This is a genomic window from Actinomyces naeslundii (genome assembly GCF_001956585.1).
In the GTDB taxonomy this organism is placed as follows: domain Bacteria; phylum Actinomycetota; class Actinomycetes; order Actinomycetales; family Actinomycetaceae; genus Actinomyces; species Actinomyces naeslundii.
In genome coordinates this window covers 112,451-128,941 of record NZ_MSRR01000009.1, presented here as the reverse complement: position 1 = coordinate 128,941, position 16,491 = coordinate 112,451, and the positions used below count along the sequence as shown (strand labels likewise).

At 69.2% G+C, this 16,491-nt stretch carries 16 protein-coding genes; 14 read left to right on the top strand and 2 right to left on the bottom strand.

All coding sequences use genetic code 11. The annotated features are described in order from the left end of the window. Nucleotides 1–48 precede the first annotated feature (48 nt). A complete protein-coding gene (locus BKH33_RS05215) occupies nt 49–1,050 on the top strand; it encodes a sensor histidine kinase (RefSeq protein ID WP_076142618.1) in 1,002 nt (333 codons plus the stop codon). After that, complete coding sequence (locus tag BKH33_RS05210; protein ID WP_003780125.1) at nt 1,043–1,744, top strand: response regulator; 702 nt, start codon at nt 1,043–1,045, stop codon at nt 1,742–1,744. The genes BKH33_RS05215 and BKH33_RS05210 overlap by 8 nt, the downstream gene beginning before the upstream one ends. Nucleotides 1,745–2,101: 357 nt before the next feature. Here the strand turns inward: BKH33_RS05210 and BKH33_RS05205 are convergent, their stop codons facing one another. Together BKH33_RS05205 and BKH33_RS05200 are read right to left on the bottom strand one after the other, a co-directional pair. Further along, nucleotides 2,102–3,265, bottom strand: a complete 1,164-nt coding sequence (locus BKH33_RS05205) for a bifunctional glycosyltransferase family 2/GtrA family protein (protein WP_003780136.1) — start codon at nt 3,263–3,265, stop codon at nt 2,102–2,104. 1 nt (nt 3,266) lies between these two features. Beyond that, entirely contained in the window at nt 3,267–4,301 is a 1,035-nt protein-coding gene (locus BKH33_RS05200) for a phosphodiester glycosidase family protein (RefSeq protein ID WP_003780151.1), read from the bottom strand. Nucleotides 4,302–4,574: 273 nt separating this feature from the next. Here BKH33_RS05200 and BKH33_RS05195 point away from each other — a divergent pair, with 273 nt between their 5' ends. The 12 genes from BKH33_RS05195 (at nt 4,575) to BKH33_RS05135 (ending at nt 16,459) form a co-directional block, all read left to right on the top strand. Then, a complete protein-coding gene (locus tag BKH33_RS05195) occupies nt 4,575–4,724 on the top strand; it encodes a hypothetical protein (protein ID WP_232621420.1) in 150 nt (49 codons plus the stop codon). Continuing rightward, nucleotides 4,714–4,920, top strand: coding sequence for a hypothetical protein (locus BKH33_RS05190; protein ID WP_043538572.1), 207 nt, complete (start codon nt 4,714–4,716; stop codon nt 4,918–4,920). The genes BKH33_RS05195 and BKH33_RS05190 overlap by 11 nt, the downstream gene beginning before the upstream one ends. Next, a complete protein-coding gene (locus tag BKH33_RS05185; RefSeq protein WP_003780127.1) occupies nt 4,917–5,630 on the top strand; it encodes an ATP-binding cassette domain-containing protein in 714 nt (237 codons plus the stop codon). Before BKH33_RS05190 ends, BKH33_RS05185 begins: the two co-directional genes overlap by 4 nt. A 19-nt stretch (nt 5,631–5,649) precedes the next feature. Then, a complete protein-coding gene (locus tag BKH33_RS05180; RefSeq protein ID WP_003780129.1) occupies nt 5,650–6,750 on the top strand; it encodes a hypothetical protein in 1,101 nt (366 codons plus the stop codon). A gap of 171 nt (nt 6,751–6,921) precedes the next feature. Continuing rightward, nucleotides 6,922–8,094 carry an ABC transporter substrate-binding protein gene (locus BKH33_RS05175; protein WP_003780135.1) on the top strand — a complete coding sequence of 391 codons (1,173 nt, stop codon included), beginning with the start codon at nt 6,922–6,924 and terminating at the stop codon, nt 8,092–8,094. Further along, the gene (locus tag BKH33_RS05170; RefSeq protein ID WP_198482857.1) at nt 8,094–9,194 is read left to right on the top strand and encodes a FecCD family ABC transporter permease; all 1,101 of its coding nucleotides are present in this window, start codon (nt 8,094–8,096) and stop codon (nt 9,192–9,194) included. Before BKH33_RS05175 ends, BKH33_RS05170 begins: the two co-directional genes overlap by 1 nt. Further along, entirely contained in the window at nt 9,191–9,949 is a 759-nt protein-coding gene (locus BKH33_RS05165) for an ABC transporter ATP-binding protein (RefSeq protein WP_003780156.1), read from the top strand. Before BKH33_RS05170 ends, BKH33_RS05165 begins: the two co-directional genes overlap by 4 nt. 112 nt (nt 9,950–10,061) lie before the next feature. Further along, nucleotides 10,062–11,366, top strand: coding sequence for a multidrug effflux MFS transporter (locus tag BKH33_RS05160; RefSeq protein ID WP_003780119.1), 1,305 nt, complete (start codon nt 10,062–10,064; stop codon nt 11,364–11,366). Nucleotides 11,367–12,236: 870 nt separating this feature from the next. Beyond that, nucleotides 12,237–14,096: a molecular chaperone DnaK gene (dnaK, locus tag BKH33_RS05150; protein WP_076142616.1), complete on the top strand. Its 1,860-nt coding sequence runs from the start codon at nt 12,237–12,239 to the stop codon at nt 14,094–14,096. After that, nucleotides 14,093–14,728 carry a nucleotide exchange factor GrpE gene (locus BKH33_RS05145; RefSeq protein ID WP_003780128.1) on the top strand — a complete coding sequence of 212 codons (636 nt, stop codon included), beginning with the start codon at nt 14,093–14,095 and terminating at the stop codon, nt 14,726–14,728. The genes dnaK and BKH33_RS05145 overlap by 4 nt, the downstream gene beginning before the upstream one ends. A gap of 196 nt (nt 14,729–14,924) precedes the next feature. Next, nucleotides 14,925–15,962, top strand: a complete 1,038-nt coding sequence (locus BKH33_RS05140; protein WP_003780139.1) for a DnaJ C-terminal domain-containing protein — start codon at nt 14,925–14,927, stop codon at nt 15,960–15,962. Further along, nucleotides 15,959–16,459, top strand: coding sequence for a heat shock protein transcriptional repressor HspR (locus BKH33_RS05135; protein ID WP_076066841.1), 501 nt, complete (start codon nt 15,959–15,961; stop codon nt 16,457–16,459). The genes BKH33_RS05140 and BKH33_RS05135 overlap by 4 nt, the downstream gene beginning before the upstream one ends. Nucleotides 16,460–16,491 lie beyond the last annotated feature (32 nt).

Here is a 16,491-nt window from a genome sequence, read left to right as displayed (position 1 = left end):
AGACCCTGGTTCGATGAAGCGCCCGAGCCGCCTTCCTAGACTGGCCGCGTGCCTGCCCCCGATGTCCCACCGCGCCACTCGCCGCTCGGGCGCGCCATCACCGGGCTGACCGTGGTTGTTGTCGGCCTGGGCACCATGGTCGGCTTCTCCCCGGTTCCTTCTCGGCGCGCCCAGATAACGGTGCTGCTCGTCATGGCCGGGCTCGTCGTCGCCTCCCTGTGGCTGCTGCGGCGCGACCAGCGTGCCTACGAGCGGCGCCTGGCGCAGGAGACCGCCGCGCGCGCCGTCGCCGAGGACCGCCTCGTCATCGCCCGCGAGCTGCACGACGTCGTCTCCGGCAACCTCGGCGCCATCACCGTGCGCTGCGCCGTGGCCCAGCGCCTCGAGACCACCCCCGACGGGCTGCGGACCGCACTCGACGACGTCGAGACCGCCTCCCGCGAGGCCACCGACGCGCTGCGGCGCATGCTCGCCGTCCTGCGCGACGGGAGCAGGCCCCCGACGCCGGGAGCGGTCGTTGCGGCCTCGGCGACCGCTGCAACCGCTGTGACCTCAGCGGAGGGCGTACCGGCGGCGAAGACCGGTACTCCCGACGAACTCACCGAGAGTCTCCATGAATCAATCGACGAATCGATCGACCGGGCTGGGCGATCCGGTGTCACCGTCGAGCTCGACTCTGATGTCGGGACACGTGCAGAAGCGGCTGCCATCCGGGGCGCGGCGGCACCCGATCTCCTCCCCGCCCCGGTGGTGCAGGCCGCTGCCCGAGTCGTGGCCGAGGCCCTGGCCAATACCGCCCGCCACGCCGGCCCCACGCGCGCCCGCGTGACCCTCCGCCGGGAGCCGGGACTGCTGCGCATCGCCGTGGTCGACGACGGGCCCGCGACCGGCTGGGAGCCTCACCTCGGGGCCGGGCAAGGACTGCGCGGACTCCATGAGCGCCTGACCGCGCTTGGTGGGACCCTGACCGCCGGCCCCCGTGCCGACGCCCCCGGCTTCGCCATCGAGGCGACGCTGCCCGTCGACTCCCACGGGAGGCCCCATGACTGAAGCCGTTCCCGGGCCGGGAAGTGCCCCTATCCGGGTCCTCATCGCTGAGGACCAGGCCCTCCTGCGCACCACCCTGGCCGCTCTGCTCGAGGCCGAGCCCGGCATGAGCGTCGTCGGCCTGGCCGAGGACGGCTCCCGCGCGGTCGCCCTGGCTGCCGAGCTGCGCCCCGACGTCGTCCTCATGGACATTCAGATGCCCGGCCTCACCGGTATCGAGGCCACCACCCGGATCTGCGCCGACCCGGCGCTCGCGGCCACGCGCGTCCTTATCCTGACCATGTTCGAGATCGACGACTACGTCCTGGGCGCCCTGCGCGCCGGCGCCTGCGGCTTCCTGCTCAAGGACACCGACCCGCAGTCCCTCGTCGACGCCGTGCGCACCGTCCACGAGGGGCAGTCGCTGCTCAGCCCCCAGGTGCTGTCTCGCCTCGTGGCCCGCATGCCGCGCGCGGCGTCGGCCGGAGCTTCCGGCAGCACCCGGGCCGATGCCGTCGAGGCCCTCACACCCCGCCAGCGCGAGGTGCTGCTGCTCATCGCCCAGGGCCTGTCCAACAGTGAGATCGAGGCCGAGCTCGGTATCACCCGGGCCACCTGCCGCAGCCACATCACCGCACTCCTGGCCCGCCTCGGTGCCCGCGACCGGGCCCAGCTCGTCATCGCCGCCTACGAGTCCGGCCTCATCAGCCCCCGCTGAGGCTGCTGCCCGCGACTCTGCGTGAGGCGAGTGGCGTCTTCGGCTGAAAAGTGTCCATATGGGACGACTTTGACGGCTCACTCGCACAAACAGCATTGTGTTTGTGCAGGTCAGGGCGTTTTGGGTAGTTGCGTTACGGCGATTGGGGCATTCAAAGTCGTCCCATACGGACAAAATCTGCTCAAGAGCCGTCGCCGTTGTGCTTAAGTGCGGCTTGTTGACGGTGCTGCGCGGAAACCGTCAGCGGGGTGCGATCGAGAGGGCGGCGATGCCGTGCCCTCGGGGACGACGCCGGCACATCGCCTCTGAGGACACGGCTATCCGAGGAGCTTCCCGCCGGGCCCCGGCGGGCTGATCTCACCCCCGCTCCGTGAAGACCAGCCGGCGCTGTGCCACATAGCTGGCCACGTAGATGGCTCCATCGCCGAGAACCTTGGCGATCCCCAGCGGGATCCCGATCGTGGTGAGCGCCTTGAGCAACAGGTAGCTGGCCGCCAGCAGGCTCACCGCTAGGACCCCGTAGCGCACCGCCGTGCGCACCACAGTGCCGCGCCGAGCCCGGAAGACGCGGCGGTTCATGAAGAAGTTCGCCGTCCCGGAGATCAACCGCGCCCCCACCACCGCCGCCAGCAGGTTGCCGCTCATCGCGAAGATGATCATGACGCCCAGCCAGTCGATCCCGAAGCTTGCCAGCGATGTCCCCATGAACCGCAGCAGCGGTGCGTAGATCCGCGCCGAGTCCTGCAACGGCCGGAAGTGCGAGGAGGTGTTGCCCGGCTCGTAGACCGTGGCGATCTCCACCTGCTCCACCACGAGCCCCAGGTCGTGGGCGCGCAGCAGGGCGGAGAGCTCGTACTCGTAGCGGTCGCCGGGTACGTTCTGCAGCCAGGCCAGGTGCCCGGCGGGGTAGCCGCGCAGGCCGGTCTGGGTATCGCTCAGTTTCCAGCCCGTTGCGCTGCGGAACAGCAGGGCGGTCACATCGTTGCCGATCCGGCTGCGCAGCGGTACCGGCCCGGTGAACCGCCGCACCCCCAGGGTCATGCGCCCGGTCTCGCGCACCCGCGCGGCCACGGCCTCAATGTCCGACGGCGTGTGCTGTCCGTCGGCGTCGGCACACACCACGTCCGCATCGGGCCAGGTGGCGGCCGCATGGGCCAGCCCTGTGCGCAGCGCCCGCCCCTTGCCCTGGTTGTCCGGGTAGCTGACCACCTGGGCGCCGCGGGCGCGGGCGGCGGCGAAGAAGGGCGCGTACCGCGGCCCCGAGCCGTCATCGACGACGAGCACCGCGCAGTCCCGGCGCGCCCCGCGCAGGCGGGCCACGAGCACGGCCAGGCGCTCGTCGGGCTTGTAGGCCGGGATGAGAACCACGAGTGTTACCGCCGTCCGGGGGCGGGGCCTGTTACCGGCCCGCGGCGCCGTCCGGTTGCCCGCCGTGCGGTTCGTGGCGATCCGGTTCGCCGGGGCAATGACCCGCGGCAGCACCCGCGGCGAGGTCTGAAGGGCTGTGTCGGTGCCGTTCATCTCAGGATCCGTTCGCGATGTAGAGGATGTCGGAGGTGTCGCGCTCGCCCCCGTTGGAGGGCTGGTTGATGATCGAGCCGTTGAAGTACATGGCCGACGAGCCGCCGCCGTCGATGTTGTAGGCGCAGGCGCACCCCAGGTCGGCCATGATCTGGGCGAGCTCGGTCATGGTCACGCCGCGCGAGTAGCCCTCGCTGCGGCCGTCGACGACGACGAGCTTGAGGTGGTTCTTCTCCACCCACCCCACGGCGGTGCGCGGCTGCTGGCCCTGGATGGAGTGGTTGCCGACATTCGTGTCCACCTCGACCTGGTCGATGCCCGAGAGCACCTTGGAGCTGTTGACCAGCGCCGGCCCGAAGGACAGCGTGTTCCACACCCCCGCGTCCAGAAGCGTCTGGGCCTTGGTGGTGGTCTCGTCGTAGACCTCTACGCGCCCGTCGGTGTAGAAGGCCATGCCATCGCGCGTGCCGCTGTCGCGGTAGATGACGCCGTTGCGGATGAGGATGCCGTCGCTGCGGAAGCCGTAGTAGTCGCCGTTGATGGCCAGGACGGCGTCGTGCTCGGAGGCCATCGTGGTGGGCTTGGCGGTGATGTTGGTGCCGTAGGAGTTGTTGGCGAAGGCGCTGCGCAGGTCGGTGGCGTTGGTGAGCTTGACGTCGGCCACGTAGTAGGTGATGGTGTCGCTGCCCGAGCCGGTGGAGACCTGCTGGATCTCGATGCTCGTGTTGGAGGAGGAGTAGGAGTTCTCGCCGACCGTCACGTTGGTGGCCGGGGTGGCCGAGGAGTTGGCGGCGGCGTTCTGCGCCTTGGCCTCCAGGGCGGCGACGTCGCCCACCTCGACGTGGTCGATGACGAAGCGGTTGAGCGCCCAGGCACTGGTGCCGGTGGCGGCCAGGCCCAGGACCGTGGCACCGCCCAGGAGGAAGCGACGGCGTGGGTGCTTGCGGGACTTCGAGGAGCGGCCGCGCCGACCGGACTCGTGGTACTGGCCGGTTTGGGGAGGCTCGGTCGGGCTGAGAGCGTTGGAGCTGTGCATGACTCAACCGTGTCGAGGCCGTGTGTGCCGGGCGTAGGTTGACCTTGTGGGTCTCCTGTGAAGGCGTGCAGGGCGGAGTGACGCAGGAGTATGGTCATTACTCCGACAGGTCGAATTCTTGCCCGACATGGCCCGCGAACTGCCCCGAGGCGGCCTCATCCGCACCTACAGTGGTGGGAGGCGCGAGCGGTCGGTGCCCGCGACGTGAGTCTGCAAAGGGGGGAGGCAGCGGTGTTATCGGGTCGGAACCGACGTATTTTCCTACTGTTCATCGTGGTGCTCAACATCGTGGTCACGGTCCTGTCTGTTCAACGGGGCGACATGGCGATGGCGATCCTCTTCGCCGCTGCTGCGGTGCTCATTCTGTTTCAGCTGATCCGCCTGGCCTCTCGCGGCGACGACGATGATGACCATGCTGACTGAGCGGGCTCTCTGGATCCTCCGGCTGGTTGTGATGGTGCTCAGCGCCGTCTCCGCACTCATGTCCTTCAGCCGGGGAGACACGACGGGCGTGGTGATCTTCGGTCTCCTGTCAGCGCTCTTCCTGTACCAGCTGATTCGTCCATTCGTCGGTGGCAAGGATGATGACCGCGACGACCGGACTTCTCCGAGCTCATGAGCGCCGTCGACGACGCCACCCACCTCCTTGAGGTCGAAGGACTGTCCGCCTGGTACGAGCGCGACCGCCCGGTCCTCACCGACGTCTCCTTCGCCCTCGAGGCCGGCGAGGCCGTGGGCCTCATCGGCCTCAACGGCGCCGGCAAGACCACGATGCTCACCTCCCTGTGCGACGTCCACCGCGGAACGCGGCTTGGTTCCCTGCGCTACCGGGGTGGGGACGTGCACCCTGGCAACGAGCGCTTCAAGGCCGCCCGCTATCTCAGCCTCGCCGATGACGACTCCTTCCCCACCTGGAACCTGGAGGCCTTCATCGGCTTCCTCGAGCGCGCCTACCGCCTGCGCCCGGACCGCGGCCGCCTCGAGGAGCTGATCGAGGGGTTCGACTACGGTCGCTACCGGACCACATCCTTCTCCCGGCTCTCCAGCGGCTCACGCAAGAAGGCCAACCTCATCGCCGCCTTCTACGTGCATACGCCGCTCCTCTTCCTGGATGAGCCCGTCGACTTCCTCGACTTCACCGCCACCGAGTTCCTGTACCGCAGCATCAACGCCGCCGCCGCATCCGGCCGCTCGATCCTGCTCAGCTCCCACATCGCCGAGTCCTTCACCCGCTGCACCCGGCGCCTCTACGTGCTCTCCGCCGGCCGGATGACCGGTCCCTTCACCACCCCCGAGGACTCCGATGCTGTGGCGGCGCTGGTCAGTTAGCCGAGTCGCCCTGAGAGCGGTGACGGGGCAGTTCGTGGGGCGCCAGAGCGCCCTGGGTGCCGTCATCCTGTGCGCCCTGGCCTGGTTCGGGGCGTCGACCGACCTCCGCGTCAACCCGCGCGTCGCGGTCACCGGACTGGTCCTGGCCGCCGTCGGCCTGACGGCCACCATCGCCTCGGCCTGGATCGGCTCCGGGCGCTGGGACGATCTGGCCCGCTTCCCGCTCCGACGCGACGAGCTCGCCCGGGCCACCTACCTCGTGGCCGACGCTGTCGTCCTCCTGGAGGCGGTTGTGCCCATCGTCCTGTTCGTTTTGCTCACCGGCGGCGGAGGAAGTGGCCGGAGTCCCGGCGTTGGCACTACTGCGGCGGCGGTGGAGATGATCGTCGTCGGGCTGGGGGCCGGGGCGCTGGGCCTGGCCCTCTGGGCGGGGGAGCGGTCCGGCCTGCGCTGGGTGGCAGGTGGGGCCCTCGCCGTCGGAACGCTCCTCTGGTGGCTCGCGCCCGCGGCCTCGGCCCTCCTCTTCGCGGCCTGCGCTCTGGCTGTGACGACGTATTCCCGTGATCTGCGGGCGCGCCGCAGGCAGGTGGGTACCGTTGGAGGCGGCCGCCACAGCCTGGTCCTGGGCGAGCTGGCGACCGTGCGCACCACGCAGGTCAATACTCTGATGATGCTTGCGGTCGCTCTGGTCTTCACCTACACCATGACCGGTCGAGGCCTGATGATCCCGCTGCCCATGGCCTTCGTCGTCGTCAACACGCCACTGAACGCCTACTTCTCCCGCTACCTCAGTACCCGCACCGTGGTGCTGGCCGCGCCCGGATCGCGGCGCATCCTCGTCGCCTATGCCCGAGATCTCACGCTGTTGTACATGGCATCCAACTGTCTGGTGGGGGCACTGATCATCTGGCTGGGCGGCGGCATTGCTGAGACCGTTGCGGCTGGAGTGCTGGCCTCGCTCGCTGGGGCGACGACGGCGGTCCTCCTGGAGGTCTACCGGCCGCTGACGAGCTGGAAGTCTGAGCGCGACGTCATGCGCCACCCGCGCAAGTACCTTCCGCCGGCCGCCGCGCTGCTTGTCGTCCTGGCGGTCCGGGCCGTCGGGTCTCTCGCGGCATAGAACCCTCGACGGCATGGTGCGAGGTGTTGTCGCCAGGTGGAAACCCTCAAGCCGCGTCCTTAGGTTTGTGTGACCTTACCTAAAGTTGTGAAAAACTCTTGGCAAATTAACTTAGGCGGCCCTAAGGTCCTAGGTGCTTCGTGTTCGCCCTCGCCTCACCGAAGGACTCCTATGCGCCGTCGTACCCTGCTCATGGCCCTCCCGCTCACCGCCGTCCTTGCCAGCTGTGGAGTCACCTCCCGCGCCGGCAAGGGATCCAGCGCCGGCGCCTCCTCGGGCGCCTCTCACGGAGGCTTCGAGGTCACCGACATCGTTGGCCGCAAGGTCACCTTCGATGCCCAGCCCAAGAACATCGTCCTGAGCGAGTCTCGGCACGTCTACTCCCTGGTCTTCCTCAACAAGGACAACCCCATCGACAAGGTGGTCGCCTGGGGCGAGGACCTGCAGAAGGCCGCCCCGGACTTCTACGACAAGGTCCTCTCCGTCGCCCCGAAGGCCGCTGATCTTCCGACCATCGGCTCCATCGCCAAGGACAACCTGCCCATCGAGACCCTGGTGAAGTACAAGCCCGACGTCTTCATCATGACCCTGGACGTCTACAACTCCGCGAAGGAGAAGGGCTACCTCGACAAGCTCGACGGCCAGAAGATCGCCTACGTCGTCACCGACTTCCGCCGTGACCCGGTGAAGAACACCGTCCCCTCGGTCACCCTTCTGGGCGCCCTGTTCGACAAGCGCAAGGAGGCCGAGGCCTTCGTCTCCTTCTACAAGAAGCAGGTCGACCCCATCGTCGAGAAGGTGAAGTCCCTGAACTCCAAGCCCACCACCTTCCTGTGGCGCGGTCCGGGCGTCAACGACCCCGGCTCCACCTACTCCACCGCGAACCTCGGCGCGATCGTCACCGCCACCGGCGGCACCAATATCGCCGACAGCCTCCTGTCCGGCGAGGAGGGCGTCCTCACCCCCGAGCAGGTCATCGCCTCCAACCCCCAGCACATCATCGCCACCGGTGGCGAGTGGCAGAAGCAGAAGATCAAGGACACCGCCCAGACCAGCTACGTCCACCTCGGCTACAAGGCCGATGAGGCCTCCGCCAAGGCCAGCCTCGAGCAGCTGAAGGACCAGCCCGGCTTCGAGCAGATCCAGGCCTTCACCAACCGGCACGTCTACGGCATCTACCACCAGTTCTACGACGCCCCCTACAACTTCATCGCCTACCTCACCTTCGCCAAGTGGCAGAACCCCGAGGCCTTCTCAGACATCGACCCCGGCAAGGTCTGGAAGGAGTTCCACGAGCAGTACATGCCCTGGAAGGCCGAGGGCGTCTTCTTCACCTCCATCTGATGGGAGCGAGTTCCAAGGCCTCTGCCGACGACGCCGCAGCCGGGGCCGACAGTGCGTCGTCGGCCTACGCCTCCTACCGGCGTCGGACCCTGCGGCGAGTGCTGCTGCTGACGGGACTGACGACCCTGCTCCTGACCGTCTTCCTCGCCGCCCTCATGGTGGGACCGCTGGGATTCAGCCCCGGCCAGGTGCTCGGCTCCCTCTTCTACGCCGACTACGACCCCTGGGTCGCCAATATCGTCGTCAACCTGCGTCTACCCCCGGCGCTCCTGGCGATGCTGGTGGGCGGGGCGCTGTCACTGGCGGGCGTTCAGATGCAGACGATCCTCGACAACCCGCTGGCCGAGCCCTTCACCCTGGGGATCTCCGCGGCCTCCGCACTGGGGGCCGCGCTGGCGATCGTCACCGGGCTCGTGCTGCCCGTGGCCACCGGGGCGACCCTGCCGATCGCGGCCATGTCGGCGGGGCTGGCCGCCTCCCTGGCTATCGCGATGGTCTCCCGGCTGCCCGCGGTGACCAAGGAGATGACGATCCTGCTGGGCATCGCCCTGGTCTTCAGCTGCCAGGCGCTCCTGGCGCTCGTGCAGTACCGGGCCTCCACCGAGAGCCTCCAGCAGATCGTCTTCTGGTCGATGGGCTCCCTCATGCGCGCCACCTGGCCGGCCGTCATCACCGTGACGGCGGCACTGGCCGTGGCCACACCCGTCTTCTGGGTCAACGGCTGGCGCCTGACCGCCATCACCCTGGGGGAGGCTCGTGCCGCCGCCATGGGCATCAACGTTGCACGCGTGCGCTCCTGGTCCCTGGTCGGGGTGGCGCTGCTGGCCGCCCTGTCCGTGGCCTTCGTCGGCATCATCGGATTCGTGGGACTCGTGGGCCCGCACATGGCCCGCGGCCTGGTGGGGGAGGATCAGCGCTTCCTCGTTCCCGCCTCGATCCTGGCCGGCGCCACCCTGCTGACCGGCGCCCACGCCGCCAGTCAGGTCATCGTGCCGGGGGTTGCCGTGCCCGTCGGCATCCTCACCGCGCTGGTGGGCGTTCCGGTGTTCCTCGCCATCATCTTCGGACGCCAGCGCTCGGCGGTCAGGAGCGGTTCATGAGCCTGACGCTGGACAATCTCACCTTCTCCTATGGCAGGCGTGCGGTCCTCAAGGGCGTCGACGCCAGCTGGGAGACGGGACAGATGGTGGGCCTGCTCGGCCCCAACGGTGCCGGCAAGTCCACCCTGGTCACCTGCGTGGCCCAGCTGCGCCGCTACCTGGGGGAGGTGACCTTCGAGGGGCGCCGGGGCCGCGACCTGCGCGGCATGATCGGCTACATGCCGCAGGGCCTTCCTGGCGACGCCGCCCTGACCGCCCTGGAGTCGGTGCTCACCGCCTCGCGGCGCGGGATGACCTGGCACACGAGCCGCGCCGACATCGACCTGGCCTGGGGCGCTCTGGACGAGCTCGGTGTGGCCGAGCTGGCCGACCGGCCACTGGGCCAGCTCTCCGGCGGGCAGCGCCAGCTCGTGGCTCTGGCCCAGACGCTCGTGCGCGAGCCCGGACTCATCCTGCTCGACGAGCCCACCTCCGCCCTCGACCTGCGCCGCCAGGTCTCGGTGCTCTCCCACGTGCGCCGGATCTGCCACCGGGACACCGGGCGCCTCGCCGTCGTCGCCCTGCACGACCTCAACCTGGCCGCCCGCTTCTGCGACCGCCTCGCCGTCCTCGCGGGCGGGACGGTCCTCGCCGAGGGGCCGCCCGCCGAGGTGCTCCAGCCCGATACCCTCGCCGAGGTCTACGGGCTGCGGGTGCGGATCGTGCCCGACGGCGACCACGTCATGGTCGCCCCCGAGACTGATCAGGAGGCCTGAGCCGGCGGCTCGCCGCTCTGGCATCCGGTTGGTGTCCGACGTCGCCGGGCGTGCACCGCATCACGCGCCCGCGTACTGACGTGGCGGCCGGAAATCTCCCTACTCTCAGGCCATGACAGCTTCACCGGTCGTCCCGTCCGACCACGGGCTGAGGACGGCCTTCCCCGCCACACTCCTCATCGCCCTGGCCGCGCTCGCGGCCGTCGCGCCTCTGGCCACCGACGCCTACCTGCCGGCCTTCGCCCAGATGGCCGATGACCTGGGTGTCTCCGCCTCCAGCGTTCAGCTGACGATGACCACGTTCCTCGTGGGCATCGCGCTCGGCCAGCTGGGCATCGGGGTCCTGTCCGATCGCGTCGGCCGGCGCCCCCTTCTGCTATGGGGCAGCGTGCTCGCCTTGGTCGCCAGCATCGGCGCCGCCCTGGCCCCGAGCCTGTTCGTTCTCCTGGTCGCCCGCTTCTTCCAGGGGTTTGGGGGAGCGGCCGGCATGGTCCTGGGTCGGGCGGTCATCTCCGACCGTTCCCGCGGGATCACCGCCGCCCGGGCCCTCAGCGTCGTCATGGCGATTCAGGGGATCGCCCCGGTGGTGGCGCCGATCCTCGGGGGCGTGCTCGTCGAGCCCATCGGGTGGCGTGGCATCCTGGGGGTCGTGGCCGCGTTCACCGGGCTGCTCGTGGTCATGGTGGTTCTCTGGGTGCCCGAGTCCCTGCCTGCCGAGCAGCGCCACGACGGCGGACTGCGGATCCTTCTGGAGGGCACCCGCGAGCTGGCCCGCGACCATGTTCTCGTGCGCCTTCTGCTCATCAATGCCATGTCCTTCGGGCTGCTCATGGCCTACCTGTCCGCGGCGCCCTTCGTGCTGCGCAATGTGCTGGGCATGGGGACGGTGGCCTATACGGCGGTCTTCGGGCTGTGCGGGGCGACGGTGACGGTGACGATCGCGGTGGCGGCCTCCCTGGTGCGCCGCTTCTCGCAGGCCCGGCAGGTGAGGGTCGGGCTCATCGCGGGGCTGGTCGTCGACATGGTCTTCGCCGGGGTCTGCCTCATGTGGCTGCGCGAGCCGGTGACCGGGCCGGAGCGGATGCCGCTGCTGGTGGCGGTTGTCGCGCTGTTCCTGGCGCATGTGGCCTGCCTGGGGCTTGCGATGGGCAACGCCCCCGCGCTCGCGCTCGACCGCACCGGCCGGTGGGCGGGAACCGGCTCCGCTCTGCTCGGCTTCCTCCAGTTCGTCGTCGGCGGGCTCGTCAGTCCGCTGGTGGGGCTGACCGGTGAGGCCAGTGGGGTGGCCTTCGGCGTCGTCATCGTGGCCGTCGGTGCCATCGCCAACATCCTGGCGGTCTTCGGCCTTCGCGAGAGGGGCGAGAAACAGCGCCTGGCCGCCGAGGAGACCGAGCGCCGGCGGCGCCTGGGCCAGTGACGGCTCCGGCCGGCGGCGCGTACTCAGGAGGCTGAGCACAGCCGCCTTGCTGGACCCACAGCCGGTCGCAAGGGATGAACCGGCCGTCCGCACTCATCTCGATATAGCCCACGTGCTCGCCGTCCTCGCGACGCAGATGATCGAAGACGTCCTCAGGATCGGGCAGGCCTGCCGGTGGCGGGACGCTCATGCGTGCCAGGTTACCGGGCCGGTGAACGCCGCTACGTTAGCGCAGGCCTGTCGCTTCTGCTGACTGGTGTCACGATTGGCGACTATTCGCGGGTGGTGCGGCATCAGCCGGCAACCTCGCAGAGGTGACTTGGGGGCGTCGGTGCTGGTCAGGGCTGGTTGTGGGGAGGGGAGTGTGGCGGGTCGAGGCTGGTTGACTCTGAAAAGTCGTCAATCGTGACACTTTCGGCAGTGTGCGGGGCTGGGTGGGCTGATCGAGAACGTACTTTCGCGACGAGGACTGCGTTCTCCCACAGAACTCGCGGGTGGGACCTCAGTCATCTGCAGGAAATCGCAGTCCTCGCCGGGTATCGCAGTTCCCGGTATGTGGCTGGGGCGCGCCGCTCTGACGCAGCCGGAACCGTCCGCCGCCCTGCCACGGCCAGGGCGCTTCGCGAGGCTGGTGGCTCGCTCTGCGTCCGTGGCGCAGGTCCGTGTCGCAGGTCACTGTCAGCTCCGGGAATGGACTGCGGCCCGCCAAGGTTGAGCCAGTCAGACTCAAGGTTGGGTGCTATCGAGTTGACAGAGCTCGACTCAACCACAATCCTGAGTGCATACGACTCAACCTGAAGGCGCCGGAACCCCGGCCCTCACTGCAGACATCAACTGACCACAAACCAGCAACCACAAGGAGCACATCACATGGCACGCGCTGTCGGTATCGACCTGGGTACCACCAACTCCGCCATCGCCGTCCTCGAGGGTGGCGAGCCCACCATCATCCCGAACGCCGAGGGCGGCCGCACCACCCCCTCCGTCGTGGCCTTCTCCAAGTCCGGCGAGATCCTCGTCGGCGAGATCGCCAAGCGTCAGGCGGTCACCAACGTCGACCGCACCATCTCCTCGGTCAAGCGCCACATGGGCACCGACTGGTCCGTCGAGATCGATGACAAGAAGTACACCGCCCAGGAGATCAGCGCCCGTATCCTGGCCAAGCTCAAGACCGATGCCGAGTCCTACCTGGGTGAGCCCGTCACCAACGCGGTCATCACCGTCCCGGCCTACTTCAACGACGCCGAGCGCCAGGCCACCAAGGAGGCCGGCACCATCGCGGGCCTGACCGTGGACCGCATCGTCAACGAGCCCACCGCCGCTGCCCTGGCCTACGGCCTGGACAAGGGCAAGGAGGACGAGCTCATCCTCGTCTTCGACCTCGGTGGCGGTACCTTCGACGTCTCCCTGCTCGAGGTCGGCAAGGACGACGACGACTTCTCCACCATCCAGGTGCGCGCCACCAACGGCGACAACCGCCTGGGCGGCGACGACTGGGACGCCCGCATCGTCGACTGGCTGGTCAAGCAGGTCAAGAGCAAGGACGGCGTGGACCTGTCCAAGGACAAGATCGCCATGCAGCGCCTCAAGGACGCCGCCGAGCAGGCCAAGAAGGAGCTGTCCTCGGCGACCTCCACGAACATCAACCTGCAGTACCTCTCCATGAGCGAGTCCGGCCCCATCCACCTCGATGAGAAGCTCACCCGCTCCAACTTCCAGGAGATGACCGCGGACCTGCTCGAGCGCACCAAGATCCCCTTCCACAACGTCATCAAGGACGCCGGGGTCAAGGTCTCCGACATCGACCACGTGGTCCTCGTGGGTGGTTCCACCCGCATGCCCGCCGTCACCGAGGTGGTGCGCGAGCTGACCGGCAAGGAGCCCAACAAGGGCGTCAACCCCGATGAGGTCGTCGCCATCGGCGCGGCCCTCCAGGCCGGCGTCATCCAGGGCGACCGCAGCGACGTCCTGCTTATCGACGTCACGCCGCTGTCCCTGGGCATCGAGACCAAGGGCGGGGTCATGACCAAGCTCATCGAGCGCAACACGGCCATCCCGACCAAGCGCTCCGAGGTCTTCTCCACGGCCGAGGACAACCAGCCCTCCGTGCTCATCCAGGTCTACCAGGGCGAGCGTGAGTTCGCCCGGGACAACAAGCCGCTGGGCACCTTCGAGCTGACCGGCATCGCCCCGGCCCCCCGCGGCGTGCCCCAGATCGAGGTCTCCTTCGACATCGACGCCAACGGCATCGTCCACGTCTCGGCCAAGGACCGCGGCACCGGCAAGGAGCAGTCCATGACCATCTCCGGCGGCTCCGCCCTGCCCAAGGAGGACATCGACCGCATGGTCAAGGAGGCCGAGGCCCACGCCGAGGAGGACAAGAAGCGCCGCGAGGACGCCGAGACCCGCAACTCGGCCGAGCAGCAGGCCTACTCCATCGAGAAGCTCCTCAAGGACAACAAGGACAAGCTGCCCGAGGACGTCCACTCCGAGGTCTCCGAGGCCGTCAACGACCTCAAGAAGGCCCTCGAGGGCGACGACATCGAGCCGGTCAAGACCGCTCAGGAGAAGCTGAGCTCGGTGGCCCAGAAGGTTGGTGAGGCCATCTACCAGGCCGACGCCGCCTCCCAGGGCGCGACCGACTCCGCCTCCTCCGCCGGCGGCACCACGTCCTCCGACGACGAGGACATCGTGGACGCCGAGATCGTCGACGACGAGGACTCCAAGTGACCCCGGCCGGCCCCACCCCCGAGAACGAGGGCATCGACCCCGAGCTCCAGGCGGCCGTCGAGTCGGCCTTCGAGGAGGTGCCCGACGACGTCCGTGAAGGACTCGCCCAGGGCTCGCCCGAGGGCGCGGCCGGCCAGTCCGACGCCTCCTCCTCAGACGAGGGGGAGGCGGGGGACGACCCCCTGGCCCAGGCTCAGGCCCAGGCCGCTCAGGCGGCCGACGACCTGGCCCGGGCCCGGGCGGACCTCTACAACCTCCAGCAGGAGTACCAGGGGTTCGTGCGTCGGTCCCGCGAGGGCGCGGCCTCCCACCGCCAGGCCGGTGCCGCCGACGTCGTCGAGGCCCTCATCCCGGTCCTCGACGAGATCGAGCTGGCCCGCCAGCACGGCGACCTGACCGGCACCTTCGAGACCACGGCCGGCAAGCTCGAGTCGATCCTGGCCGAGAAGTACTCCCTGGAGCGCTTCGGCGCCGTGGGCGAGGTCTTCGACCCCACGCTGCACGAGGCCCTCATGGCCACCGAGTCCAGCGAGGTCACCGAGCCCACCATCGCCACGGTCCTCCAGCCCGGATACCGCCTGGGTGAGCGCGTCGTGCGCGCCGCCCGTGTCCAGGTCGCCAACCCGGCCTGAGCGGTATCCACCGTGGATCCGCTGCGGATCCACCCCATATCAACCGCACCACTCACCCCGGTCCGACGGCGGGCCCGACCCCACCGGGAACGCCGACTCGGGCCCGCCGTCGGCCGGGAGGTGCACCAAGACGTTCATCGATTTTGTCAGTAAGGAAAACCCACGATCACCCGGATAAGGAGGCGGTGACACGAACATGGCCAGTCAGGACTGGATGACGAAGGACTTCTACGCGGTCCTCGGCGTGAGTAAGGACGCCGACGCCGCCGCCATCAAGAAGGCCTACCGTACGCTCGCGAAGAAGTACCACCCCGACCGCAACCCCGACGACGCCGCGGCGGCCGAGCGGTTCAAGGAGATCGGGGAGGCGTACGCGGTTCTGTCCGACGAGGCCGAGCGCAAGCAGTACGACGCGATCCGCTCCATGGCCGGAGGCGGTGCGCGCTTCCAGGCCGGGGGGCCGGGTGGTGCCGGTGCCGGCGCCGGATTCGAGGACATCTTCTCCTCCATGTTCGGCGGTCAGGGCGGCAATGTCCGTTTTCAGACCGGCGGAGCCGGCGGCGAGCCCGACCTCGACGACCTGCTGCGTATGTTCGGCGGCACCCCCAGCCCCACCCGCTCCGGCGGCCGCCCCGGGCCCTTCGGCTTCGGAGGCTTCGGCTCCCAGCCCCAGCCGCAGAAGGGCTCCGACGTCCTGACCTCGGCCGCGCTGGACCTGCGCGACGCCGTCGCCGGCACCACCGTGGAGCTCACCGCGGACGGGCGCACCATGAAGGTCCGCATCCCGGCGGGTGTGCGCGACGGCCAGAAGATCCGCCTGCGCGGCAAGGGGCGAGCCGGCCTCAACGGCGGCGAGAACGGCGACATGGTCGTGTCCATCAGCGTCAACAAGCACCCTGTGTACTCCATCGACCCGGTCGACGGCGCCAACCTGCGCATGGATCTGCCGGTCACCCTGCGCGAGGCCGCCCTGGGGGCCACGGTCGAGGTCCCGCTGCTCGATGGCGGTACCTCCAAGATCAAGATCAAGCCCGGAACGTCCTCAGGCACCGTCATGCGCCTGCGCGGCAAGGGGGCCACCACCCGGAAGAAGACCGGCGACCTGCTGGTGACCATTCAGGTGGCCGTCCCCAAGAAGCTCTCCAAAGCCGCCAAGCAGGCCCTGGAGGCCTTTGATGAGGCCATGGGCGACACCGACCCGCGGGCGAGCCTCATGGAGGAGGCCGGAACGTGAGCCGGCGTCGGGCCGGGCAGGGGCTGGGCCACCTCGCGGAGGACGCGGCCGAGCGAGCGGTCTACGTGGTCTCCGTGGCGGCCGAGCTCGCCGGGATGCACCCCCAGACCCTGCGCCAGTACGACCGGCTCGGACTGGTCAGCCCCGCCCGGACCCGCGGGCGGGGCCGGCGCTACTCCCACCGCGACGTCGAGCGTCTGCGCCGCATCCAGTCCCTGTCCCAGGAGGGCATCAACCTCGAGGGCATCCGTCGCATCCTCGACCTGGAGGCCCGCGTCGAGGAGCTGGAGGCGGACAACACCCGCATGCGCAGCCGGGAGGCCGTTGTCCAACGGATCTTCGCCGCCGCCGCAGACGGCGAGGTCCAGGTCGTCGCGCCCGGTCGACGGGGTAGAGGGCCCGCCGAGCGCCGCCCCGAGCCGGGTGGTGGGCGGGCCGCGAGCACGGCGAGTACCGCGCTCGTCCCCTTGCGGTCCATGCGGTTCCCCCGGCACTGACACCTCAGCTCATGCGGCCGCTTGCAGGGCGC